The following is a 24,753-nucleotide window of genomic DNA, read 5'->3' as shown; positions in this document are numbered from 1 at the left end:
TTGAATTGATAATGGTTATCGTTTGCTTTATCGTTACGGGATAATAAGCAGCACACCGACCTGCCGAAGATGCGGGCGGCCCCTCAGGCGTTGTGAGCAATAATTTGTTGATTTAGTTGTATTTACCTCATGGAGATATGGAATGTTTAGGTTGAATCCCTTCGTCAGGGGAGGACTTTGTGCGTCCGCAATGTCCCTGGCACTGCCTGTCATCGCTGCGGAATCTGGCGACACACTGGTTGTAACGGCCTCCGCGACCGAGCAAAACCTGAAAGACGCACCGGCGAGCATTAGCGTCATTACTCAGGAAGACTTAAAGCGTAAGCCCGTTCAGAACCTGAAAGATGTGTTACAGGATGTGCCTGGCGTGCAGCTCACAAACGAAGGGGACAACCGCAAAGGGGTCAGCATTCGCGGTCTGGACAGCAGCTACACACTGATTCTGGTCGACGGCAAACGCGTTAGCTCCCGCAATGCGGTATTCCGCCACAACGATTTTGACCTGAACTGGGTGCCTGTCGACGCTATCGAGCGGATCGAAGTGGTGCGCGGCCCGATGTCCTCCCTCTACGGTTCCGATGCGCTGGGTGGCGTGGTCAACATCATCACCAAAAAAATCGGTCAGAAATGGACCGGAACCCTGAGCGCGGATTCAACCATTCAGGAACACCGCGACCGCGGTGACACCAACAACGGTCAGTTCTACACTAGCGGTCCGCTGGTGGACGGCGTGCTGGGGCTTAAAGCCTACGGCAGCGTGTCTAAACGTGAAAAAGACGATCAGCAACGCTCCTCTACTTCTGCGAACGGTGAAACGCCGCGTATCGAAGGCTTCACCAGCCGCGATGCCAACGTCGAATTCGCCTGGACGCCGACGGAAAATCATGACTTTACCGCGGGATACGGCTTCGACCGCCAGGATCGCGACTCTGACTCCCTCGACAAAAACCGCCTTGAGCGCCAGAACTACTCCCTGAGCCACAACGGCCGCTGGGGCTTGGGCAACAGTGAACTGAAGGTGTACGGCGAGAAGGTCGACAACAAAAACCCGGGCAACAGCAGTCCGATTACCTCCGAGAGTAACGCGGTTGACGGGAAATACGTCCTGCCGCTGGGCGAAATCAATCAGTTGCTGACCTTCGGCGGCGAGTGGCGTCACGATAAGCTGAAGGATCCGGTCAACCTGACAGGGAGTACCAGCAGCACGACCTCGGCAAGCCAGTACGCGCTGTTCCTTGAAGATGAATGGCGTATCTTCGAGCCGCTGGCGCTGACCACCGGCATCCGTATGGATGACCATGAAACCTACGGCGACCACTGGAGCCCGCGTGCCTATCTGGTCTACAACGCGACCGACACCGTCACGGTGAAAGGGGGCTGGGCCACCGCGTTTAAAGCGCCATCGCTGCTGCAGCTCAGCCCGGACTGGATCACCGGTTCCTGCCGCGGCGCCTGCGAGATTGTCGGTAACCCGGATCTGAAGCCAGAAACCAGCGAAAGCTTCGAGCTTGGACTCTACTACAGCGGGGAAGAGGGCTGGCTAGAAGGCGTGCAGGCCAGCATCACCACCTTCCAGAACGACGTGGACGACCGCATCAGCATCAGCCGTACGGCTAACGTGAACCAGGCGCAAAGCTACCCGAACTATGTTGGGCTGAACGCCGACGGCGAACCCATTTTCCGCTATTACAACGTCAACAAGGCGCGTATCCGTGGGGTGGAAACCGAGCTGAAATTCCCGATTGCGGAAGACTGGAAAGTCACGCTGAACTACACCTACAACGATGGTCGTGATATCAGCAATGGCGGCAACAAGCCGCTCTCCGAACTGCCGTTCCACACCGCCAACGGAACCGTTGACTGGAAGGCAACTCAGGACTGGTCGTTCTATGTGCAGGGTAACTATAAAGGCGAGAAACGCGCGCTTACCAGCGGTGAACCGACGCCGGGCGGCTACGTTATCTGGAACACCGGTGCGGCATGGCAGGCAACGAAAGCCGTTAAGCTGCGCGCAGGCGTGCAGAACCTGCTGGATAAAGACCTGAGCCGTGACGATTACAGCTATACGGAAGATGGTCGTCGCTACTTTGTAGGCGTGGATTATACGTTCTGATGTAACCTTTATGCCCGGTGGCGCTTCGCTTACCGGGCCTACAAAAACCACGAACGTAGGCCGGGTAAGGCGAAGCCGCCACCCGGCAATCGCACGCACTTATGCGAACAAGTGCTCCGCATGGAAGCGGAGATGATCTTCAATAAAAGACCCGATGAAGTAATAGCTGTGGTCATACCCCGGCTGAATGCGCAGCGTCAGCGGCCAGTCTTTCTGGCGAGCCGCTTCAGCCAGCACCGCAGGCTGTAGCTGTCCTGCGAGGAACTGATCCGCATCACCCTGATCGATAAGCGTTGGTATCGCATCCTCTGTCTGACTTGCCAGCATCAGCGCGCAGCTGTCCCATTCCTGCCAGGTTTCTGCATTATCGCCCAGATAGTGGGTAAAGGCTTTTTGCCCCCAGGGTACCTGCGTTGGGTTCACAATCGGCGCAAACGCCGACACGCTGGTGTATTTCCCAGGGTTTTTCAGCGCCATGATAAGCGCACCGTGACCCCCCATTGAGTGCCCGCTGATGGCGCAACGGTCATTCACAGCAAACTCCGCCTGAATCAGCGCAGGCAGCTCGTCACGAATGTAGTCATACATGCGGTAGTGGCTCGCCCATGGCTGCTCGGTCGCGTTGAGATAAAATCCGGCGCCTTTGCCTAAATCGTATCCGGCATCGTCGGCGACCTCATCCCCACGCGGGCTGGTGTCTGGCATCACCAGCGCAATGCCAAGCTCTGCCGCAATACGCTGCGCACCCGCTTTGGTGGTGAAGTTTTCGTCGTTGCAGGTCAGGCCAGAAAGCCAGAACAGAACCGGCGGTTTTTCCGTCGGCGGCAGGAAAATGCTGAACGTCATCGCACAGTTCAGTACGGTGGAGTCGTGCCGCCAGCGCTGCTGTCGACCTTCAAAACAACGGTGCTCTTCGAGCAGTTCCATGCAAGGCTCCTTAATGATGATACGTATTCATAAAATCCATAATACAGAGTTTTCATTGACCTGTGAGTAACTTTCACTTTCCCCTTACGCTCAGATACTGCATCATAAATTTACTTTTCTTTAACAACTGGAGCGGTCATGGCGCTGCGTATCGCGCTCAGCGGATTTGTGGTTTTGGTGGTGGCAATGGGGATCGGGCGCTTTGCCTTTACGCCTCAGGTACCGCTGATGATTGCCGCCGGGCAACTCACGCTAACCAGTGCGGGTCTGGTGGCGGCGATGAACTATCTGGGCTATCTGGTCGGGGCGTGGGATGCCATGCGCGCCCATCGCTTTGTGGAAACACGCCTCTGGTTGGGCATCACTGGCGCGGTTGCGCTGACGCTGCTCTCGGCTGCGGCGGATAACGCCATGGTTCATGGTTTACTGCGCTTCGTGATTGGCTGCATGAGCGGCTGGTCTATGGTACTGATAGCCGCCTGGACCAACGAACGGCTGGGTCAGTTGGGTAAACCGGGGCTAAGCGCCGCTGTCTTTGCCGGGCCGGGCGCAGGCATTGCCCTGAGCGGGCTGCTCGCGGTCTATATTCAGGCGAAGGCGCTCTCTGCCGGGGCGGCATGGCAGATTTACGGCGTGCTGGCACTGGTGCTGATTGCACTGGTAGCACGCTACCTGCCAAGATCCGGGCAACTCCATCGGCCTGGAACCGCACCGGAGCCGCTGGTGCTGACGGCGGATTTAAAGCGCCTGGTCTGGAGCTACAGCCTCGCGGGGTTTGGCTATATCCTCCCGGCGACCTTCCTGTCGCAAATGGCGGCGGTGCGTTTTCCTGGCAGCCTGTTTGCCCAGTTTGTCTGGCCGATTTTCGGTTTCGCTGCCGTCATCGGCATCGTGTTCAGCATCCTACTGCGTCATACATCCACGGCTAACCGCAGGCTGGCGATTGTTCTGTGGTTACAGGGTGCAGGCGTGCTGGCCGCCTGGCTGCTGCCGGGCATTGGCGGTTTGCTGACGGGCGGTCTGCTGGTCGGCGGCGGGTTCTTATGTGCCGTGCAGCTTTCTCTGCTCTACGGTCGCGAGCTGGCACCGAACCACACGCGCTATATGGCGGGACTGCTCACCACCGGCTATGCCATCGGCCAGCTGATTGGCCCTGTGACGTCCGCGCTCTCCACCTGGTTAACGCATCGGCTGGAGCCTGCGCTGGGGCTGGCGGGCATCGCGCTGTTCATCGGCGGGGCACTGGTCTGGAACCGTCAGGCTGAAAGGCAGCAGCAATTGCAATAATTATCGTCGTGAATACTGGATTATGTGCGCCGCCTCACGCACAATGAGCGCACACTTTTGCCACAACGAGGGCAAAAGACGCCACACCTGCAGGAGAAAAGAATGTCATCACTCAGTAAAGAAGCTGCTCTGGTCCATGAAGCCCTGGTTGCGCGCGGTCTTGAAACGCCACTGCGTCCCCCGGTTCAGGAACTGGATAATGAAACCCGTAAACGTCTGATTTCCGGGCATATGACCGAGATCATGCAACTGCTGAATCTCGATCTGAGCGATGACAGCCTGATGGAGACGCCTCAGCGCATCGCGAAAATGTACGTAGACGAGATCTTCTCTGGCCTTGATTACGCCAATTTCCCGAAAATCACCGTCATTGAAAACAAAATGAAGGTCGATGAGATGGTGACGGTGCGCGATATCACGCTCACCAGTACCTGCGAGCACCACTTCGTGACCATCGATGGCAAAGCGACCGTGGCGTATATTCCAAAAGATACGGTAATTGGCCTGTCCAAAATCAACCGTATCGTGCGATTCTTCTCCCAGCGTCCGCAGGTGCAGGAGCGTCTGACGCAGCAGATCCTGACCGCGCTGCAAACGCTGTTGGGCACCAGTAACGTGGCGGTCTCTATCGACGCTGTGCACTATTGCGTGAAAGCGCGTGGCGTGCGTGATGCGACCAGCGCAACCACAACCACGTCGCTGGGCGGTCTGTTTAAATCGAGCCAGAACACCCGCCAGGAGTTCCTGCGCGCCGTGCGTCACCACAATTAATCAGACAGGGCAGGGACCATGGAGCGAAACGTCACGCTCGATTTTGTTCGCGGCGTCGCCATTCTCGGTATCCTGCTGCTCAATATTAGCGCCTTCGGTTTGCCGAAGGCCGCTTATCTCAATCCCGCCTGGTACGGCGATATCACCCGAAGCGATGCCTGGACATGGGCGATCCTCGATCTCTTTGCGCAGGTTAAATTCCTGACGCTGTTTGCGCTGCTGTTTGGCGCAGGGTTGCAGCTTCTGCTCAAACGCGGCACGCGCTGGATCCAGTCTCGTTTAACGCTGCTGGCGATCCTCGGTTTTATTCACGGTTTGTTTTTCTGGGATGGCGACATTCTGCTCGCCTACGGGTTAGTTGGGCTCATCTGCTGGCGTCTTATCCGCGATGCGCCCAGCGTAAAAAGCCTGTTCAACACCGGCGTGATGCTCTATGTCATGGGGCTTTGCGTATTGTTTCTGCTGGGCGTTATCTCTGGCGATTCAACAAACCGCTCGTGGATCCCCGACGCGGCCAACCTGCAGTATGAGCAGTTCTGGAAGCTGAAAGGGGGGGCTGAGGCGATCGGTAATCGTGCCGATATGCTCGGTGATAATCTCCTTGCGCTGGGCGCGCAGTACGGCTGGCAGCTGGCAGGGATGATGCTGATGGGGGCATCCCTGATGCGCACCGGCTGGCTGAAGGGCGAATTCAGCCTGCGCCACTATCGCCGCACGGGCGCGGGTCTGGTCCTGCTCGGCGTGCTGATTAATCTCCCGGCGGTGATAATGCAGTGGCATCTTCACTGGGATTACCGCTGGTGCGCCTTCCTGCTTCAGGTGCCACGTGAGCTTAGCGCCCCGTTCCAGACCATTGGCTACGCGGCGCTGATCTACGGCTTCTGGCCGCAGCTTTCCCGCCTGTGGATTGTCAGCGCCGTGGCCTGCGTTGGCCGCATGGCGTTAAGCAATTACATCCTGCAAACGCTGATCTGCACCACGCTGTTCTACCGATTTGGCCTGTTTATGAAATTCGACCGACTCACGCTGCTGGCGTTTGTTATTCCGGTCTGGATGGTTAACCTGGCGTTTTCCGTTATCTGGCTGCGTTATTTCCGCCAGGGACCGCTGGAGTGGGTCTGGCGAAAATTAACCGCACATGCTTCGGGTGTATCATTGCGTAATACATCCGGATAACGATCTGGATCACAATCATTAACAAAACGGATGTAAGCGTTTTCATCTGTGTGAGCTTCTTCACGTAGTCCCCTCTTTCTCGCTGCCAAAATAGCCTCCTTGCTAAACACAGGGGGTGTCTGTGAGTTGCTGCAATCCTATGAAGGATGGTGAACATGATCACCATTCGTGACGTCGCCCGCCTGGCGGGCGTTTCCGTGGCTACCGTCTCTCGCGTGCTGAACAACAGCGCGCTGGTCAGCCCTGAAACCCGTGAAACCGTAATGAAAGCCGTGACCCAGCTTGGGTACCGGCCAAATGCCAACGCGCAGGCGCTGGCGACGCAGGTGAGCGATACCATTGGCGTCGTGGTGATGGATGTGTCCGATGCCTTCTTTGGCGCGCTGGTTAAAGCGGTGGACGTTGTCGCCCAGCAGCACCAGAAATACGTGCTGATTGGCAACAGCTATCACGAGGCGGAAAAAGAGCGTCATGCCATTGAGGTGCTGATACGCCAGCGTTGCAATGCCCTGATTGTGCATTCAAAAGCGTTAAGCGACGAAGAGCTGGCCGGGTTTATGGAGCAGATCCCCGGGATGGTGTTAATCAACCGGATTGTGCCAGGCTACGCGCACCGCTGCGTTGGGCTGGATAACGTCAGCGGCGCGATGATGGCGACGCGGATGCTCATCAGCAACGGCCATCAGCGTATCGGGTATCTTGCTTCCAGCCACCAGATTGAAGACGACGGAATGCGTCGGGAAGGGTGGCAGAATGCGTTGAAAGAGCACGGCATTGTCCCGCTTGAAAGCTGGGTAGGAACCGGTACGCCGGATATGCAGGGTGGGGAAGCCGCAATGGTCGAGCTGCTGGGCCGTAATCTGCAACTTTCCGCCGTGTTTGCCTATAACGACAGCATGGCGGCGGGGGCGCTGACTGCGCTGAAAGACAACGGAATTGCGGTGCCACAGCATTTGTCGCTGATTGGCTTCGATGATATCCCGATTGCCCGTTACACCGACCCACAGTTAACCACCGTGCGTTACCCCATTGCCTCGATGGCAAAACTGGCGACAGAACTGGCGTTACAGGGTGCCGCAGGCCTGCTGGATCCGGATGCAACACACTGTTTCATGCCAACTTTAGTCAGGCGGCATTCTGTCTCTATTCGGCAAACTGTGGCTCCGATCACTAACTAATTATGTGGCGTGATGTAACCGTTTTCAATCTGTGAGTAAATTCACAGTATCTTAACAAGCCGCTGACTATGATGTCAGCGTTTTAGAGGCTGAAACGCTATGTAACGGTGATTAATCATTTTCACCATAGCCAGCGAGCCGAAAACAACGAATAAAACGCATTTCTGGAGCGTTACCGAACACGGAAGATAGAAATTTTATAAGTGAACTTCGGCGATCAGTAACGTTTTATTAACACCTGCCCGCCGACCGTTATTCACAAGAACTACCCTGCATAAAAAAAAACCGGAGATACCATGAATAAGAAGGTGTTGACTCTGTCTGCTGTAATGGCAAGCATGCTTTTTGGTGCAGCAGCGCACGCTGCGGATACCCGTATTGGCGTGACCATCTATAAATACGACGACAACTTCATGTCCGTTGTGCGTAAAGCAATTGAGAAAGATGCGAAAGCAGCGCCAGACGTTCAGCTGCTGATGAACGACTCCCAGAACGACCAGTCCAAACAGAACGACCAGATCGACGTTCTGCTGGCGAAAGGCGTGAAAGCCCTGGCGATCAACCTGGTTGACCCGGCTGCAGCAGGTACGGTTATTGAGAAAGCGCGCGGCCAGAACGTGCCAATCGTCTTCTTCAACAAAGAACCTTCCCGTAAGGCGCTGGATAGCTACGACAAAGCGTTTTACGTCGGTACTGACTCCAAAGAGTCCGGCATTATTCAGGGCGATCTGATCGCGAAACACTGGGCGGCGAACCCGAACTGGGACCTGAACAAAGACGGTCAAATTCAGTTCGTTCTGCTGAAAGGCGAACCAGGCCACCCGGATGCTGAAGCCCGTACCACCTACGTTATCAAAGAGCTGAACGACAAGGGCCTGAAAACCCAGCAGCTGGCGTTAGATACCGCCATGTGGGATACCGCTCAGGCGAAAGATAAGATGGATGCGTGGCTGTCTGGCCCGAACGCCAACAAAATCGAAGTCGTGATCGCGAACAACGATGCGATGGCGATGGGTGCCGTTGAAGCCCTGAAAGCACACAACAAATCCTCCATTCCTGTGTTCGGCGTAGATGCGCTGCCAGAAGCGCTGGCGCTGGTTAAATCCGGTGCGATGGCCGGTACCGTTCTGAACGATGCCAACAACCAGGCGAAAGCCACCTTCGACCTGGCGAAAAACCTGGCCGACGGTAAAGGTGCTGCTGACGGCACGACCTGGAAAATTGAAAACAAAATCGTTCGCGTGCCATACGTGGGCGTAGACCAGTCCAACCTGGCTGAGTTTATCGGTAAATAAGATCTTTGTTTTGTCTTCACTGGGCGCAATTCGTTGCGCCCTTTTATAACGCGATATGCGAGGCCAACAAGGTATAATTATGGTCAGCACAACTACTCAGTCGTCCGGTGAATACTTGTTGGAAATGACCGGTGTTAACAAGTCTTTCCCCGGAGTTAAGGCACTCGATAATGTTAATTTAAAAGTGCGTCCTCACTCTATTCATGCCTTGATGGGGGAGAACGGTGCGGGTAAATCAACATTATTAAAATGTCTTTTTGGGATCTATCAAAAAGATTCTGGCAGCATTCTTTTTCAGGGGAAAGAGATCGATTTCCATTCAGCGAAAGAAGCACTGGAAAACGGTATCTCGATGGTTCACCAGGAATTAAACCTGGTACTGCAACGCTCGGTAATGGATAACATGTGGTTGGGACGTTACCCAACCAAAGGTGTGTTTGTCGATCAGGATAAAATGTATCGCGACACCAAAGCGATTTTCGATGAGCTGGATATTGATATCGATCCGCGCGCCCGCGTAGGAACATTATCCGTTTCTCAGATGCAGATGATCGAAATTGCCAAAGCGTTCTCCTATGACGCGAAGATCGTCATCATGGATGAACCCACGTCGTCATTAACGGAAAAAGAGGTTAATCACCTTTTTACCATTATTCGCAAACTGAAAGATCGCGGCTGCGGCATTGTCTATATCTCGCATAAAATGGAAGAGATCTTCCAGCTGTGCGATGAAATTACCATCCTACGCGACGGCCAGTGGATTGCCACTCAGCCGCTGGAAGGGCTGGACATGGACAAGATCATCGCCATGATGGTCGGCCGTTCCCTGAACCAGCGCTTCCCGGACAAAGAAAACAAGCCGGGCGAAGTGATTCTGGAAGTGCGCAATCTCACCTCGCTGCGCCAGCCGTCCATTCGCGATATCTCGTTCGACCTGCACAAAGGTGAAATTCTGGGCATTGCCGGACTGGTAGGGGCCAAACGTACCGATATCGTGGAAACCCTGTTTGGTATCCGGGAAAAATCGGGTGGCACCATTACGCTGCACGGTAAAAAAATTAACAACCATAACGCCAACGAAGCCATTAATAACGGTTTCGCGCTGGTGACGGAAGAGCGTCGCTCGACCGGTATTTATGCCTATCTCGATATTAACTTTAACTCGTTAATTTCGAACATTCGCAACTATAAAAGTAAAATCGGTCTGCTGGATAATTCCCGCATGAAGAGCGATACCCAATGGGTAATTGACTCCATGCGCGTCAAAACGCCAGGGCACCGTACGCAAATTGGTTCGCTTTCGGGTGGGAACCAGCAAAAAGTCATTATTGGCCGCTGGTTATTGACCCAGCCCGAAATTCTGATGCTGGATGAACCGACCCGCGGTATTGATGTGGGTGCAAAATTTGAAATTTATCAGCTGATTGCTGAGCTGGCGAAAAAGAATAAAGGGATCATTATTATTTCTTCCGAAATGCCGGAACTGTTAGGGATCACAGACCGTATTCTGGTTATGAGCAATGGTCTCGTTGCCGGTATTGTTGACACCAAAACGACAACGCAAAACGAAATTTTGCGTCTTGCGTCTTTGCACCTTTAAGATCAGGGGCTCCTCATGAGTGCGTTAAATAAGAAAAGTTTTCTCACTTATCTGAAAGAAGGCGGTATTTACGTTGTTCTTTTAGTATTACTGGCCATTATTATCTTCCAGGACCCTACGTTCTTAAGCCTGCTGAACTTGAGTAACATTCTGACTCAGTCCTCCGTGCGTATCATCATCGCGCTGGGCGTGGCGGGGTTGATTGTTACCCAGGGGACTGACCTGTCAGCAGGACGTCAGGTAGGGCTGGCGGCGGTTATTGCGGCAACTCTGCTGCAGTCGATGGAAAACGCCAACAAGGTGTTCCCGGAAATGGCCACCATGCCGATTTTCGTGGTGATCCTGATTGTCTGCGCCATCGGTGCGGTGATCGGCCTGATCAACGGCATCATCATTGCTTACCTGAACGTGACGCCATTTATCACCACGCTGGGTACGATGATCATCGTTTACGGTATCAACTCCCTGTACTACGACTTCGTGGGCGCGTCGCCAATCTCGGGCTTTGACAGCGGCTTCTCGACCTTTACGCAAGGATTTATCGCGCTAGGCAGCTTCCGCCTGTCCTATATCACCTTCTATGCGCTGATTGCCGTGGCCTTCGTTTGGGTGCTGTGGAACAAAACCCGCTTTGGTAAAAACATTTTCGCCATCGGCGGTAACCCGGAAGCGGCGAAAGTCTCCGGCGTTAACGTTGCCCTGAACCTGCTGATGATTTATGCGCTGTCTGGTGTGTTCTACGCCTTCGGCGGGATGCTGGAAGCGGGCCGTATCGGCTCTGCCACCAACAACCTTGGCTTCATGTACGAGCTGGATGCGATTGCGGCCTGCGTGGTGGGTGGCGTCTCCTTCAGCGGCGGCGTGGGTACCGTGCTCGGCGTGGTCACCGGTGTGATTATCTTTACCGTCATCAACTACGGTCTGACCTACATCGGTGTGAACCCGTACTGGCAGTACATCATCAAAGGCGCCATCATCATCTTCGCGGTTGCGCTGGACTCACTGAAATACGCACGTAAGAAATAATGGCATCTCGCATTATCCGGCCCGCTCATTGAGCGGGCTTTTTTTTACGCTAGCGTGGATTCCTGTCCGGTGACTATGCTCTCGAACCAGTCAAGTTCAGAAAGCTTGCAGGCTATCCACTGTTCTGAAAAGGCTTCGCCTAAGCTGTCGGTGAGATACTGGCAGCGGGAAAACGCCTCGATTGCCTGCTGCTGGAACAGTGGAAGTTCTGGCTCATCACGCTGCGGTTCCGGTAAATCATCCTCATCGACATTTTCCAGACCGTACAACATGCCTGTCAGGATGGTTGCCGCAACGAGATACGGGTTGGCATCAGCGCCCGCCAGACGATACTCAATACGACGGTTGCTCTCATCAGAGCAGGGGATACGCAGCGCGGCAGTGCGGGTGTTATAACCCCATGAATGGAATAATGGCTCTGTGAGGTTTTTACGAAGGCGCCGGAAAGCGTTAACGCCGGGGGCCAGAATGGCGATGGAGGCGGGCATCAGCGCCAGCTGACCTGCGATGCATAAGCGCATCATGCTATTGAGTTCATCAGCCGGTGAGGCAAATACGTTATCACCGTGAGTATCATTCAGGCTGAAATGAAAATGCAGCCCGCTGCCGGACAAGTGGCTGAACGGCTTGGCCATAAAGTTAGCCTGAAGGCCGTGCTTTTCAGCGACAAACCGCGTTAACCGACGCAGTGCCAGGATATTGTCACAGACCTCCACGACCCGATGGCTGTGCTTCAGGTTTAACTCGAACTGACCTGATTCAGCCTCTGCCACAATTCCGGTCAGGGGAATATGCTGCTGGTGTGCCAGCTGTTCCAGCTCGTCAAACAGCGCAGCGTGAGCTGACGACGTATCCATGTGAAAGCAGCCCTGATTCTGCAGCTCCTGAGTGCCAGGCCCCGTCAGGTAGAACTCAATTTCCGGCGCAATAACCGGATACAGCCCGTGCTGATGAAAACGCGCCAGAACGTTCTGCAATATGACGCGTGGCTCAAGGGGGCAAGGTTGCCCGTCGATGTCCTTCATCGTCAGGAGGATCTGTGCGGTATGCAGCGGATCGTGCGAAGAGGGGCGGAGGGAACCGGCAACCGGCATGCAAAGTCGGTCTGGCTCATCGTCACGTGACGCGGCGACTTTCCCTTTTTGATCCATCGAATAGACCGAGAGAGGAAAATAACAGCCTTTCTCCAGACTTAGCATGCTGTCTACGGAAAGTCGCTTACCGCGCATAATGCCGTTGCTATCGTTGAGGCAGACATCGATGTGTTTGGTTTGCGGGTAACGCTCGAGATAATCCGCCACTTCCACCGACAGGCTCTGCTTCAGGGTGGCAAGCTTCTCCTCAAGATAGAGGCCGGAATTGAGCGCGGTCGGTAGCGCCAGGCCCGGGAAAGTAAAGTACGGGCGGATACTTTTCAGGAAAAACGCGTTCATTATCGAGTTCATAGTCAGTCTTCAATGAAGCCGTAGCGGCAGTGAACTCAGCGTAAAAGGTTAGGCGTAAAGAGGGGATAAAAAGCGCGGCACCCGGCGTAAAGAAACTATAAACGGAAGCTATTTTTTCTCTTTTTTCTGCAGATCGAGCAGCTGTTCTGGCGTCACCGCCGGGTAACCCTGCGCATCTTCCGGCACTTCGTGCATCGCCGGGATCGGCACCAGCGGGCCTAAAAAGCGCGGTTCACGTTTGAAGATGTAGAGATCGGCTAATGCGCCAAAGCGGGCACCGAACTCGCGCACGCGCACGCTCAGCATATCTTTTGGCGACGGCACGGCGTAGCACTGCGCCTGGATACCCATATGCAGCGCAATAAACAGCGCGCGCTCGCAGTGGAAGCGCTGGGTGATGATGATGAAATCGTTAGTGTCGAACACCTTGCGGGTGCGCACGATGGAGTCCAGGGTGCGGAACCCGGCGTAGTCGAGCACGATATCGGCAGGATCGACGCCTGCGGCAATCAGGTCCTTACGCATCGTCACCGGTTCGTTGTAGCTTTGCAGGGCGTTATCGCCGCTCAGCAGCAGGTAATTCACCTTGCCGCTGTTATAGGCGTTCAGCGCACCCTGTATGCGGTAGCGGTAATACTGGTTGATCACGCCGGTGCGGTAATACTTGGCGGTGCCGAGCACCACGCCAACCTGACGGTAGGGAAGATCCTGGAGGTCGTCAAAAATGTAGGGGGCGGTTTTCCAGCTCATCCAGCGGTCGAGACCGAGCACGATCAACAGCAGTATGCCGACCAGGACAGACAGGCTGTAAAAAACGCGCTTTAACATGGAGATGGCTCGTTCGTGGATGAAAGTTCACTCAGGCTACTGTACCCGCCTGGTTAGCGCAAGAAACGGTGAATCAACTGAGGGCTTTTTCAGCAAACTGGCGGACATTTCTGCCCGCCGGAAGGTTCAGGCAAGCAGCACGCGGTCGATTGTGGTGCAGCCCAGCGCTTTCAGCGTCGCGGCGGTGGCGTCCCACTGAATCAGCGGCGCATCGGCTTTTTCTGCCAGAATGGCGCGCTGAATGTCCGGATAGTCGTAGCCGTTCAGGCTCAGCAGGTTAAGTGCGCCCTGCAGCGGAGGCAGCGTAGGGTTAAACGCGGCGTTCTCCGCATAGCTGCCGGTAAAGATGCGGCCATCACGGCACTGTAGCGCCACGCCGCTTGGCGATTGACTGTATGGCGTATGGCTCTTGTTCGCCGCACGAATGGCCGCTTCGCTCAGGTCATCGCCGGACAGGGCGAAACCGTGATCCTGCTCGTCCATCAGCAGCGTTTTAATCTCGAGATCTTTCGGACCGAAGGCGTCCGGCAGGTAATCCCCCAGCGTATGCGGCGCGCGGCCCGGCAGGTTAATGCGCAACTGCAGCCCGCTGTTCAGCTCGTTCATAAACTGACGGCAGTGACCGCAAGGGGTGTAGTTAACGGTGATGGCGCTCAACGCTTTTTCACCGCGCATCCAGGCGTGGCTGATGGCGCTTTGCTCGGCGTGAACGGTCTGCTGCATGGTCGCACCGAGGAACTCCATGTTTCCGCCGAAGTACCAGGTTCCGCTTACGCCGCGTGCAATGGCGCCGACGTTGAAGTGGGAAAGGTCGGCACGCGCGCAGGCAGCAGCCAGGGGCAGCAGTGCGAAAGCCAGCGCGTCTTCATCCAGTCCCGTTGCCTGTTTCAGCGTCGTGACCTGCTCCGCCGTCAGCTGGGCGGGGAAATGCGCATCCGCCAGAACCGGAGCCAGGGCTGATTGCAAATTCTCTGCAAGCTGGGCGAAAGCAGCTTGAAAACGTGGGTGCATGGCGTTTGCCTCATAAAGGTTAATGGATCGGTAGTGTACGGAGCCGTTGGGGCTTTATATGTGATCCACTTCTCATTATGTATGCAACTTATGAAAACAAAATGAAAATTGCGCGACGCATCGCAAATTTTAGCCCATCACCGCCAGAATAATCGGGAAGACAAAGGGTGCAATCAGGGAGGTGATAATCCCGCAGATCACCAGCGCCAGCGAGCTAAACGCCCCTTCCTGATAGTCCACTTCGGCGCAGCGCGCGGTGCCCAGGGCGTGAGATGCAGTCCCCATCGCCAGACCACGTGCAGCTTTGGTGCGGATCTTCATCAGATTCAGCAGGGTATGGCCAAACACCGCGCCCAGGATCCCGACGAAAATCACGCACATCGCACTGATAGCCGGAATGCCACCGATGCTGCCGCCCACGGCCATCGCAATCGGTGTGGTGACGGACTTCGGCAGAATAGAGGCGGCAATCTGCGGAGAGGCGCCCATTAACAGGGCCACCGAGGTGCCGGTGATCATCGCCACCAGGCTACCGATAAAGCAGATGGTGATGATGGACTTCCATCGGGCGCGGATCTGGTGCAGCTGTTCATATAAAGGAAATGCCAGCGCGACAACGGCAGGCTGCAGCAGATCGTTTAAAATTTTGCTCCCTGCGAAGTAGCGTTCGTAGGGAATGCCGGTGAGCAGCAGGAACGGAATAATCACCACCATCGCCACCAGCAGCGGGTTGAGCAAAGGCATTTTGAAGCGTACGGCAAGTTTTCGTGCAGCGAAGAACACCGCCAGGGTTAACGGCAGCGACCACCAGATATTGGCCATCATTTTTTTGTTTTCTCCCCGACCACTTTACGTTCGCCATGCACGATGTGCGAACTCCAGCTCACCACCAGGAATACCACCAGCGTACTGACCGCACAGGAGACGACAATCGGGCCGAACTGCGCTTTGAGCACGTCGTAATATTGCATGACACCTACGCCGATGGGCACGAAAAGCAGCGCCATGTAGCGGATAAGGACGAAGCAGCCAGGATTGACCCACTTCGCGGGCAGCACCTGTAACGCCAGCAGCACAAACAGGATCAGCATCCCGATAATGCTGCCGGGAATGACGATCGGCAGCAGCGAGGCGATGAAAATCCCGGCGTACAGGCAGGCGTAAATCAGGACGAATGCGCGCAGATACTGCCAGATTGTATTCAGTGATTTGCTCATGGTGAAAGTCCTTGATGAAACGCATTCATCATACAATTAAACCCAGAAATGTGCCACGGATCACATCATGAAATTTGAGCATACCAGACATTCCAGAATGGAACGCCGTGCTTTCCTCAACCATACAGAGCAGATACTATAGCGCGTCTTTTTTCACAGGTACTGCTATGCGTGTTTTACTGGCCCCTATGGAAGGCGTGCTCGACTCCCTCGTGCGCGAGCTTCTGACCGAGGTGAACGATTACGATCTCTGCGTGACGGAGTTTTTGCGCGTGGTCGATATGTTGTTGCCGGTAAAATCCTTCTATCGTCTGTGCCCCGAGCTGCACAACCAGAGCCGGACGACCTCCGGTACGCTGGTGCGTATTCAGCTGCTGGGGCAGTACCCAGAATGGCTGGCGGAGAACGCCGCCCGTGCGGTTGAGCTGGGCTCTTATGGCGTCGATCTCAACTGCGGCTGTCCGTCGAAGATGGTGAACGGCAGCGGGGGCGGGGCGACGTTGCTGAAAGATCCTGAACTCATTTATCGCGGCGCGAAGGCGATGCGTGAGGCCGTGCCGTCGCATCTGCCGGTGACGGTAAAGGTGCGCCTGGGCTGGGACAGCGACGCGCGGCAGTTTGAAATTGCCGATGCGGTGCAGCAGGCCGGTGCCACCGAGCTGGTGGTGCACGGGCGTACTAAAGAGGACGGCTACAAAGCGGACCGCATTAACTGGCAGGCGATTGGCGAGATCCGCAAACGCCTCAGCATTCCGGTTATCGCCAACGGCGAAATCTGGGACTACGAAAGTGCGCAGGCGTGCATGAAGGAGACGGGCTGTAATGCGGTGATGATAGGCCGCGGCGCGCTGAACGTGCCGAACCTCAGCCGGGTGGTGAAATATAATGAACCGCGTATGCCGTGGGCAGACGTGGTCACGCTGCTGCAAAAATACAGCCGTCTGGAAAAGCAGGGCGACACCGGTTTGTATCACGTTGCGCGTATTAAGCAGTGGCTCAGTTATTTGCGCAAGGAATATAGCGAAGCGTTAGGCTTATTTCAGGAGATCCGTACGCTACAGACCTCTGCGGATATTGCGCGCGTGATCCAGTCAAAATAATAAGCGTTAATTTGCTCACACTTTTTTAAAATATAAAACGATGCAGGTTTTCAAGGTGGCGCGACGGTGTTAAGGTGCCACTGTTTTCAACGCAGGATTGTTACTGGTTAACAGGCAAAACCTAAGCGTTTCACAGCATTCACCGCTGTGGAGCGCTTAGGTTTTTTTTTGCCTGTCATTCACGCAGGAGAACCATTTGGCCTAACGCTTTTTGCTGGAACGAATAATTAAAACACGACGGGAAATAGAAAAATTTCCTGCGAACGGTTACGCACTAATACTCAGCTACAGGTTGCTATTATGACAAATAAAAATAATCTCTATGCCCTCGCTTTATTGATGATATCGCCTTTAACAATGGCGCAGGAGTGGAATGGAACGGTATTAGGGTTCGAAGCCCCGCCGGAGCCTGTTCTGGGCGAAATGCTCGGCATACGTAAAATCCTTAACGATAACGGTTTTACCTATAACCTCGGATACCTGAATGAAATTGGCTGGAACGGTGGTGGCGGATATAACCACGACTCCCACGTGGCCTATATTGACCAGTTCGCGCTGACCTTCAACCAGGATCTGGAGCGCTGGACGGGCATCCCGGATGCGCGTATCGAGGGGAACATCGTCAACCGCAACCACAACGACGACCTTACCACCAAACGTGTGCAGGATCCGCGCGTGAACTTCAACGATTTGACCCAGGAAAGCTGGGGCGGGCAATCCATTACCCGTCTGGGCTGGCTGACGTTTGCCCGCAGCTTTGATGACCGACGCCTCACCTGGCGTATCGGCATGATGAACAAGGTGCAGACCTTCGACCAGATCATCCCGTGCGACTTTCAGCTGCTCTCCCAGTGCGGCGGGAAATCGGCCAACTCGCTGACCTGGAACAACTGGAACGTTCACACCTGGGGCACCACGCTGGAGTATAAGCTCACGCCAGCCGTCACCTTAAAAGGCGGCGTGATGGAGCAAAACCCGGACGCCTCCAGCCGCAGCCACGCATGGAGCTGGTCGACGAAGGGCAGCAAAGGGGTCTTGCTCCCGGTCGAAATCGAAGCGCGTCCGCTGATTAACGGTCTGCCGGGCGCCTATAACCTCGGCGTGGTGTTTACCAACGCGCCGCAAACCGATCTCTACCGCGGAAAATCCGGCGGGGCTGGGGCGAGCGATCCGGACGGTTACGAGAAGCATAACCGCACGTGGTTCATGTACGCCGGGCTTAACCAGCAGATCACGCAGCACAAGGACGATCCGAATCGCGGGTTAAGCACCTCGGTCAGCATGAGCCTTGCGGATCAGCGTAGCAATTACATGCATCAGGTGTATGCCGCCTCGCTGCGCTACCGCGGGCTGTTTGACGCCCGGCCGGAAGACTGGATTGGCTTCGGGCTAACCTGGATTGATATGAGCAGCCAGTACGCCCGCAACCAGCGCTATATGAACAGCCTGAGTGGCGTGTCGGACTATAACGATCCGGCGTATCACCCGGTGCCGGGCCACTCCCTGAACGGTGAGTTTTACTATCGCTTCCGTCCGGTGTCGTGGCTGGAGCTGCAGCCGGGCATTCAGTACTGGCACCATCCGGGCGGCGTATCCCGGACGCAGGATGCCTGGGTAACAGAGCTGAAAACCGTTGTGACGTTCTAGCAATGTCGATCTGCGTCACGTTTTTTACCCGTGATGCATTGAGGCTACGAATGAAACTGATAGAGTGCCAGAACTGGATTGTTACTGCTTCGGCAGGCAAAACCTGATTTTCTGGCTTCTGCTGGAGGTCAGGTTTTTTTGTTTCTGGGGTTCCGATGAAAATCGCCAAGATACTCAATAATAACGTGGTGGTTGTTCAGGATGAGCGCGGGCGTGAACAGGTGGTGATGGGCCGCGGGCTGGCCTTTCAGAGGCGCGTGGGTGACGCGCTGGATACCGCGCTGATTGAAAAGGTATTTGCGTTACAGAGCGATGAGCTGGTGCAGCGTCTCGGTGAGCTGCTGAGCCAGATCCCGCTGGAGGTGATGACCACCTGCGACCGCATCATTGGGCTGGCGGCGCAGCGGCTGGGGAAATTGCAGGAAAGTTTGTATATCACCCTGACCGATCACTGTTACTTCGCGATTGAGCGCCAGAAGAAAGGGCTGGCGATCAAAAACGTGCTGCTGTGGGACATTAAGCGCCTCTATCCGAAGGAGTTTGAGCTGGGGCAGGAGGCGAGGGCCATTATCGCCAAACGCCTGAACGTCGAGCTGGCTGAGGATGAAGCGGGGTTTATCGCGCTGCATCTGGTCACCGCGCAGCTGAACAGCGAAATGCCGGAAGTGATGCATGTGACAAGGGTGATGCAGGAGATCCTGCAGTTGGTGAAGTATCAGCTGCAGCTGGAGTACGACGAAGAGTCGCTCAGCTATCAGCGTTTTGTCACGCATCTGAAGTTTTTTGCCCAGCGGATGCTCACCCGCACCGTGGTGGACGATGACGATATCTCGCTGCATACCGCGGTAAAGGACAACTACGCGAAAGCATGGAAATGCGCCGAGAAAATCGCGCAGCACCTGAACAAAAGCTATCAGCGCGAGCTGACGACCGAAGAAATTATGTTCCTCGCCATTCATATTGAACGGGTGAGAAAAGAGGGGCGTTAAGCCTCAAATCTGGATTGTTACTGCATAACGCAGGCAAAACCTGAGCGCGGCCTTCGAATGGAGGACGTTCTCGGGTTTTTTTATTTTTATACTCAGTCAACAGGTGCCTGCGGGCATCGGATGTAAGGAAATCGAGATGGAATACCAGGCTTTAGCGACGGATATTCTCGGCCACGTTGGCGGAAAAGAGAACATTGTCAGCCTTGTCCACTGCGCGACCCGGCTTCGCTTTAAACTGAAAGATAACCAGAAAGCGGATGCCGAAGGGCTGAAGAAAAATCCGGGCGTGATTATGGTGGTCGAAAGCGGCGGCCAGTTCCAGGTGGTGATTGGCAACCACGTGCATGACGTCTGGCAGGCGGTGCGCAAAGAGGCCGGGCTCACTGACGATGCGCCAGCCGTGGAAGAGAAGGGCGACAAGGGCAACCTGCTGGGCCGCCTGATCGACATCGTCTCCGGAATTTTCACCCCGTTTATCGGCATTCTGGCAGCCTCCGGTATTCTGAAAGGGCTGCTGGCGCTGGCGGTTGTCTGCGGCTGGCTCACCCCTGAAAGCGGCACCTATAAAATCTGGTTCGCGGCCAGCGACGCGCTGTTCTTCTTCTTCCCGCTGGTGCTGGGCTATACCGCGGGCAAGAAATTCGGCGGCAACCCCTTTATTACCATGGTGATCGGTGGGGCGCTCACCCACCCGATGATGATTGCGGCGTTTAACGCCAGCCAGCAGCCAGGGGCGGTTTCCGAGGCGTTTCTCGGCATCCCCGTGACCTGGTTCAACTACAGCTCGTCGGTGATCCCCATCATTCTTGCCGCGTGGGTCAGCTGCTGGCTGGAAAAACAGAGCACCAGGCTGCTGCCATCCTCAATGAAAAACTTCTTCGCGCCGCTGATCTGCTTAGGCGTGACCGTGCCGCTGACCTTCCTGGTGATTGGCCCGCTGGCAACCTGGCTCAGCCAGCTGCTGGCCAACGGCTACCAGTGGATTTACGTCCTGGCACCGTGGCTGGCGGGCGCGGCGATGGGCGCGCTGTGGCAGGTCTGCGTCATCTTCGGCCTGCACTGGGGGCTGGTGCCGCTGATGATCAACAACCTGGCGGTGCTGGGGCATGATTCCATGCTGCCGATGCTGCTGCCTGCGGTGTTCGGCCAGGTCGGCGCGGCGCTGGGGATTTTCCTGCGCACTCGCGATGCGCGTCAGAAAATGCTGGCCGGGTCGTCCGTGACGGCGGGGATTTTCGGCATCACCGAACCGGCAGTCTATGGCGTTAATCTGCCGCTGCGCAGACCCTTTATTTTCGGCTGCGTGGCGGGGGCAATCGGCGGCGCGATTGTCGGCTTCAGCGACACCCACGTGTACTCCTTCGGCTTTGCCAACGTCTTTACCATCGCCCAGATGATCCCGCCGGGTGGGGTAGATGCCACGCTGTGGGGCGGCATTATCGGCACCGTGGTGGCGCTGGTGCTGAGCTGCGTCCTCACGCTGGTGGCGGGCATGCCAGCACGCTCAGCGCTCGAGGTGGTTGCGCCAGCGGGTGAAAACGATGTACTGGCACCGATGACCGGTACCGTGCTGGCGCTCGATCAGGTGCCCGATACCACCTTTGCCAGCGGCCTGCTGGGCAGCGGTGCTGCCATCATTCCCTCCGACAACAGGGTGGTTGCCCCGTTTGCGGGCGTTGTTGCCTCTCTTTTCCAGACCAAACACGCCATTGGCCTGCTCAGCGACAGCGGGATTGAAGTGTTAATCCACGTGGGAATCGACACCGTGAAGCTCGATGGTAAACCGTTTACCGCCCACGTGAAGGTGGGCGACAGGGTGCAGCCTGGCGACCTGATGCTGGAGTTTGATCGTCAGGCGATTATCGATGCCGGATACGACCTGGCGACGCCAATCATTATCAGTAACAGCGACGAGTATCGCGAGGTGGCGACCGTGGCGGCAACGTCCGTTAACGCCGGTGCACCGCTGCTCAGCGTAAGCCATCAATAACAGGAGAACGTGATGAAAACTTTCCCGGATGATTTTTTATGGGGCGGCGCGGTTGCCGCGAACCAGGTAGAAGGCGCCTGGCTGGAGGATGGCAAAGGGCTGTCCACCTCAGACGTCCAGCCGCAGGGGGTGTTTGGCCCGGTGGTGGAGCGCGTGGCGGGCGACAGCGGCATTAAGGATGTCGCCATCGACTTTTATCACCGCTACCCGGAAGACATCAAACTCTTTGCCGAAATGGGCTTTAGCTGCCTGCGCGTCTCCATTGCCTGGACGCGTATCTTCCCGAACGGGGACGAGCAGGCGCCAAACGAAGCGGGTCTGGCGTTTTACGACCGGCTGTTTGACGAGCTGGCTGCGCACGACATCACTCCGCTGGTTACGCTGTCGCACTATGAGATGCCGTGGGGGCTGGTGAAGCAGTACGGCGGCTGGGGCAGCCGTCAGACGATTACCTTCTTTGAGCGCTACGCCCGCACCGTGTTTGCGCGCTACAGGGAGAAGGTGAAACTGTGGCTGACCTTCAACGAAATCAATATGTCCCTGCATGCGCCGATGACCGGCGTGGGCCTGCCCGAAACCAGCAGCAAAGGGGAAGTGTATCAGGCGATCCACCATCAGCTGGTGGCCAGCGCGCTGGCGGTGAAAGCCTGCCACGAGATTATCCCGGATGCAAAAATTGGCAACATGCTGCTGGGCGGCCTGATGTACCCGCTGACCTGCAGGCCGGAAGACGTGCTGGAAGCGCTGCAGGAGAACCGCGCCTGGCAGTTCTTTGGCGACGTGCAGTGCCGCGGGGCGTACCCAGGCTATATGCTGCGCTTCTTCCGCGACAGCGGCATCCAGATTGATATCACCGACGCCGACCGTGAGGCGCTGAAATCCACCGTCGATTTTATCTCGTTCAGCTATTACATGACTGGCTGCGTGACAACCGATGAAGAGTTGAACAAGCAGGCGCGGGGCAACATCCTGAGCATGGTGCCAAACCCGCATCTGGCAAGCTCCGAGTGGGGCTGGCAGATTGACCCGGTGGGCCTGCGCACGCTGCTGAACGTACTCTGGGATCGCTATCAGAAGCCCTTGTTTATTGTAGAAAACGGCCTTGGCGCGAAGGACAAACCGGACGCCGACGGCGTGGTGCAGGACGACTACCGCATCAGCTACCTTAATGACCACCTGGTGCAGGTGCGTGAGGCCATTGACGACGGTGTCGAGGTGATGGGTTACACCAGCTGGGGGCCGATCGATCTGGTGAGCGCGTCCAAAGCGGAACTGTCCAAGCGCTACGGCTTTATTTACGTAGACCGCGACGACAGCGGTAAAGGCACCCTGGCCCGCAGCCGCAAAAAGAGTTTTTACTGGTATAAAGAGGTGATTGCCACGAAGGGGGCATCGCTGAAAGCCTGAAAGGAATAACGTCGCCCGGCGCAGTGCCGGGCAAATAGATCAGAAAATCATTTTGAATACGCCGGTAACCACTAACAGCCCTATCAAAAATATAATTAAAATAACCCACAGTAATATTTTCATTCCCTTCTCCTGCCCGTGTATGACACTGAATAAGTGTAGCAGTCAATTCATAATTGGTATGAATGTATTGAATTTATTCATTGTGATTGGGAATAAATTGCCGAATATGAAAATGTATGACAATTTGCGGTTTGCCACGCGTTACTAAAAAACAGAATGGCATCAAGCGTAATTTGCGCCTTTAATTTTTTGAGTTATGGCGTCATGAAACGTTCTCTTATTTTATCTCTGAGTACCCCTCTTGTCTTCATGCTGGCTGCCTGCGCGCCGGAACATGCCAGCGTATCGCCAATTAAAGCGCAAGCCACTGCGGCGTCGGTGAATACAAGGCTAAGCCGAACCCGCTGGCCGAAAAACGAATGGTGGAAAGACTATAACGATCCGCAGCTTAATTCGCTGATCGCGAAGGCGCTAAATGATGCGCCGGATATGCAAATCGCCCGACAGCGTATTACGCTCGCGGAAGCGCAGGCGAAAGCCACCATGGCGGCAGATGGCCCACAGATTGATTTTTCAGTCGATGCGGAACGGCAAAAAATGTCTGCGGAAGGGTTGATGGGGCCTTTCGCCATTACCGATCCGGCCGCGGGTACGACCGGGCCGTGGTACACCAACGGAACATTTGGCCTGACAGCGGGCTGGGATCTCGATTTGTGGGGCAAAAACCGCGCGCAGGTTGAAGCCCGCATCGGCAAGGTCAACGCCCAGAAAGCCGAGATGGAGCAGACGCGTCAGCTGTTGGCCAGCAGCGTCGCGCGGCTTTACTGGGAGTGGCAGACCCAGGCCGCGGTGGGGGAGGTTCTTGCAGAGATTAAACACGAGCAGGCAAATATCATCGGTGCCGACCGCGAGCTTTATCAGCACGGGATCACCTCCTCCGTAGAAGGTGTTGAAACCGATATCAATGCCAGCAAAACCGAAGAGCAGCTTGCCGGGGTAAAAGGCAAAATGAAAGCCGTTGAGGCACGTCTTCAGGCCCTGACCAATACCTCCTCGATGAAGCTGACTCGCCATGCTTTACCGACAGCGGAAGCGGCGTTGCCCGCCACGCTGGGATACGAACTGCTGGCTCGCCGCCCTGATCTGCAGGAGGCGCACTGGTACATTGAAGCTTCCCTGAGCGAAGTGGATGCCGCCAAAGCCGCCTTCTATCCCGACGTGAACCTGATGGCATTCCTGCAGCAGGATGCCCTGCATCTGAGCGATCTGTTCCGTTCCTCCGCCCAGCAAATGGGCGTCACCGCGGGGCTGACGCTGCCGATCTTCGACAGCGGCAGGCTGAATGCGAATCTGGATATCGCCCAGGCGCAGAACAACCTTTCGGTGGCGAACTACAACAAAGCGGTGGTCGATGCCGTTAACCAGGTGGCGCGCACGGCCAGTGAAGTTGAAACCCTGACCGCTAAAAACCAGCAACAGCAGCAGGTCGAGAAAGATGCTGCGCGCGTGGTGGCACTGGCACAGGCGCGCTTTAGCGCCGGGATTATTGCCGGTTCCCGCGTCAGCGAGGCTAAAATTCCGGCACTCAAGGAACATATCGCTACGCTAACCCTGAAAGGGCAGTACGTGGATGCCACGCTACAGCTGACGTCCGCGCTGGGTGGTGGCTATCATCACAGCTAA

At 55.8% G+C, this 24,753-nt stretch carries 19 protein-coding genes and 1 pseudogene; 14 read left to right on the top strand and 6 right to left on the bottom strand.

Going from position 1 to position 24,753, the window contains the following annotated elements:
- Nucleotides 1–142: 142 nt before the first annotated feature.
- Nucleotides 143–2,113 carry a catecholate siderophore receptor CirA gene (gene cirA, locus ACOQH0_RS15385; RefSeq protein ID WP_421510763.1) on the top strand — a complete coding sequence of 657 codons (1,971 nt, stop codon included), beginning with the start codon at nt 143–145 and terminating at the stop codon, nt 2,111–2,113.
- Between the two features lie 99 nt (nt 2,114–2,212).
- Here cirA and fghA read toward each other — a convergent pair whose 3' ends face one another.
- Complete coding sequence (gene fghA / locus ACOQH0_RS15380; protein WP_120157818.1) at nt 2,213–3,040, bottom strand: S-formylglutathione hydrolase; 828 nt, start codon at nt 3,038–3,040, stop codon at nt 2,213–2,215.
- A 138-nt stretch (nt 3,041–3,178) separates the two neighbouring features.
- Here fghA and ACOQH0_RS15375 point away from each other — a divergent pair, with 138 nt between their 5' ends.
- From ACOQH0_RS15375 to mglC, 7 genes are all read left to right on the top strand, one after another.
- Nucleotides 3,179–4,327 (top strand): YbfB/YjiJ family MFS transporter, encoded by a 1,149-nt coding sequence (locus tag ACOQH0_RS15375; protein ID WP_421510762.1) that lies wholly within the window; start codon nt 3,179–3,181, stop codon nt 4,325–4,327.
- Between the two features lie 102 nt (nt 4,328–4,429).
- Nucleotides 4,430–5,098: a GTP cyclohydrolase I FolE gene (folE, locus tag ACOQH0_RS15370; protein ID WP_010433535.1), complete on the top strand. Its 669-nt coding sequence runs from the start codon at nt 4,430–4,432 to the stop codon at nt 5,096–5,098.
- An 18-nt stretch (nt 5,099–5,116) separates the two neighbouring features.
- A complete protein-coding gene (gene yeiB, locus ACOQH0_RS15365) occupies nt 5,117–6,274 on the top strand; it encodes a DUF418 domain-containing protein YeiB (protein ID WP_010433536.1) in 1,158 nt (385 codons plus the stop codon).
- Nucleotides 6,275–6,429: 155 nt separating this feature from the next.
- Nucleotides 6,430–7,452, top strand: coding sequence for an HTH-type transcriptional regulator GalS (gene galS / locus ACOQH0_RS15360; protein WP_010433539.1), 1,023 nt, complete (start codon nt 6,430–6,432; stop codon nt 7,450–7,452).
- A gap of 296 nt (nt 7,453–7,748) precedes the next feature.
- A complete protein-coding gene (gene mglB, locus ACOQH0_RS15355) occupies nt 7,749–8,747 on the top strand; it encodes a galactose/glucose ABC transporter substrate-binding protein MglB (RefSeq protein WP_010433541.1) in 999 nt (332 codons plus the stop codon).
- Between the two features lie 79 nt (nt 8,748–8,826).
- A complete protein-coding gene (gene mglA, locus ACOQH0_RS15350; RefSeq protein WP_010433543.1) occupies nt 8,827–10,347 on the top strand; it encodes a galactose/methyl galactoside ABC transporter ATP-binding protein MglA in 1,521 nt (506 codons plus the stop codon).
- A 15-nt stretch (nt 10,348–10,362) separates the two neighbouring features.
- Nucleotides 10,363–11,373, top strand: a complete 1,011-nt coding sequence (mglC, locus tag ACOQH0_RS15345) for a galactose/methyl galactoside ABC transporter permease MglC (protein WP_010433547.1) — start codon at nt 10,363–10,365, stop codon at nt 11,371–11,373.
- Between the two features lie 44 nt (nt 11,374–11,417).
- Here mglC and ACOQH0_RS15340 read toward each other — a convergent pair whose 3' ends face one another.
- The 5 genes from ACOQH0_RS15340 to ACOQH0_RS15320 form a co-directional block, all read right to left on the bottom strand.
- The gene (locus tag ACOQH0_RS15340; protein ID WP_421510761.1) at nt 11,418–12,806 is read right to left on the bottom strand and encodes a glutamine synthetase family protein; all 1,389 of its coding nucleotides are present in this window, start codon (nt 12,804–12,806) and stop codon (nt 11,418–11,420) included.
- A gap of 120 nt (nt 12,807–12,926) precedes the next feature.
- A complete protein-coding gene (gene sanA / locus ACOQH0_RS15335; RefSeq protein WP_010433553.1) occupies nt 12,927–13,646 on the bottom strand; it encodes an outer membrane permeability protein SanA in 720 nt (239 codons plus the stop codon).
- A 126-nt stretch (nt 13,647–13,772) separates the two neighbouring features.
- The gene (cdd, locus tag ACOQH0_RS15330; protein ID WP_421510760.1) at nt 13,773–14,657 is read right to left on the bottom strand and encodes a cytidine deaminase; all 885 of its coding nucleotides are present in this window, start codon (nt 14,655–14,657) and stop codon (nt 13,773–13,775) included.
- A gap of 129 nt (nt 14,658–14,786) precedes the next feature.
- Nucleotides 14,787–15,482, bottom strand: coding sequence for a CidB/LrgB family autolysis modulator (locus ACOQH0_RS15325; RefSeq protein ID WP_042715955.1), 696 nt, complete (start codon nt 15,480–15,482; stop codon nt 14,787–14,789).
- Nucleotides 15,479–15,874: a CidA/LrgA family protein gene (locus ACOQH0_RS15320; RefSeq protein WP_042715956.1), complete on the bottom strand. Its 396-nt coding sequence runs from the start codon at nt 15,872–15,874 to the stop codon at nt 15,479–15,481. Before ACOQH0_RS15320 ends, ACOQH0_RS15325 begins: the two co-directional genes overlap by 4 nt.
- A 167-nt stretch (nt 15,875–16,041) precedes the next feature.
- Between ACOQH0_RS15320 and dusC the strand changes: the two genes are divergently transcribed.
- The 6 genes and pseudogenes from dusC to mdtQ all read left to right on the top strand — a co-directional run bounded on the left by dusC (nt 16,042) and on the right by mdtQ (nt 24,753).
- Nucleotides 16,042–16,974 carry a tRNA dihydrouridine(16) synthase DusC gene (gene dusC / locus ACOQH0_RS15315; RefSeq protein WP_010433571.1) on the top strand — a complete coding sequence of 311 codons (933 nt, stop codon included), beginning with the start codon at nt 16,042–16,044 and terminating at the stop codon, nt 16,972–16,974.
- 339 nt (nt 16,975–17,313) lie between these two features.
- Nucleotides 17,314–18,621 carry a carbohydrate porin gene (locus ACOQH0_RS15310; protein ID WP_085928921.1) on the top strand — a complete coding sequence of 436 codons (1,308 nt, stop codon included), beginning with the start codon at nt 17,314–17,316 and terminating at the stop codon, nt 18,619–18,621.
- A gap of 155 nt (nt 18,622–18,776) precedes the next feature.
- On the top strand, nt 18,777–19,610 hold the full coding sequence (gene licT, locus ACOQH0_RS15305) for a BglG family transcription antiterminator LicT (RefSeq protein ID WP_010433577.1): 834 nt from the start codon (nt 18,777–18,779) through the stop codon (nt 19,608–19,610).
- Between the two features lie 24 nt (nt 19,611–19,634).
- Nucleotides 19,635–21,600, top strand: a pseudogene (gene bglF, locus ACOQH0_RS15300) (PTS beta-glucoside transporter subunit IIABC).
- A gap of 12 nt (nt 21,601–21,612) precedes the next feature.
- Nucleotides 21,613–23,007 (top strand): glycoside hydrolase family 1 protein, encoded by a 1,395-nt coding sequence (locus ACOQH0_RS15295; protein ID WP_303568929.1) that lies wholly within the window; start codon nt 21,613–21,615, stop codon nt 23,005–23,007.
- Between the two features lie 327 nt (nt 23,008–23,334).
- A complete protein-coding gene (gene mdtQ / locus ACOQH0_RS15290) occupies nt 23,335–24,753 on the top strand; it encodes a multidrug resistance outer membrane protein MdtQ (RefSeq protein ID WP_421510759.1) in 1,419 nt (472 codons plus the stop codon).

Origin of the sequence: Enterobacter sp. JS8-1 (assembly GCF_049187015.1) — a bacterium.
In the GTDB taxonomy this organism is placed as follows: Bacteria; Pseudomonadota; Gammaproteobacteria; order Enterobacterales; family Enterobacteriaceae; genus Enterobacter; species Enterobacter mori.
Note: the sequence above shows the minus strand (reverse complement) of the source record. Positions and strands in the feature narration are given on the sequence as shown.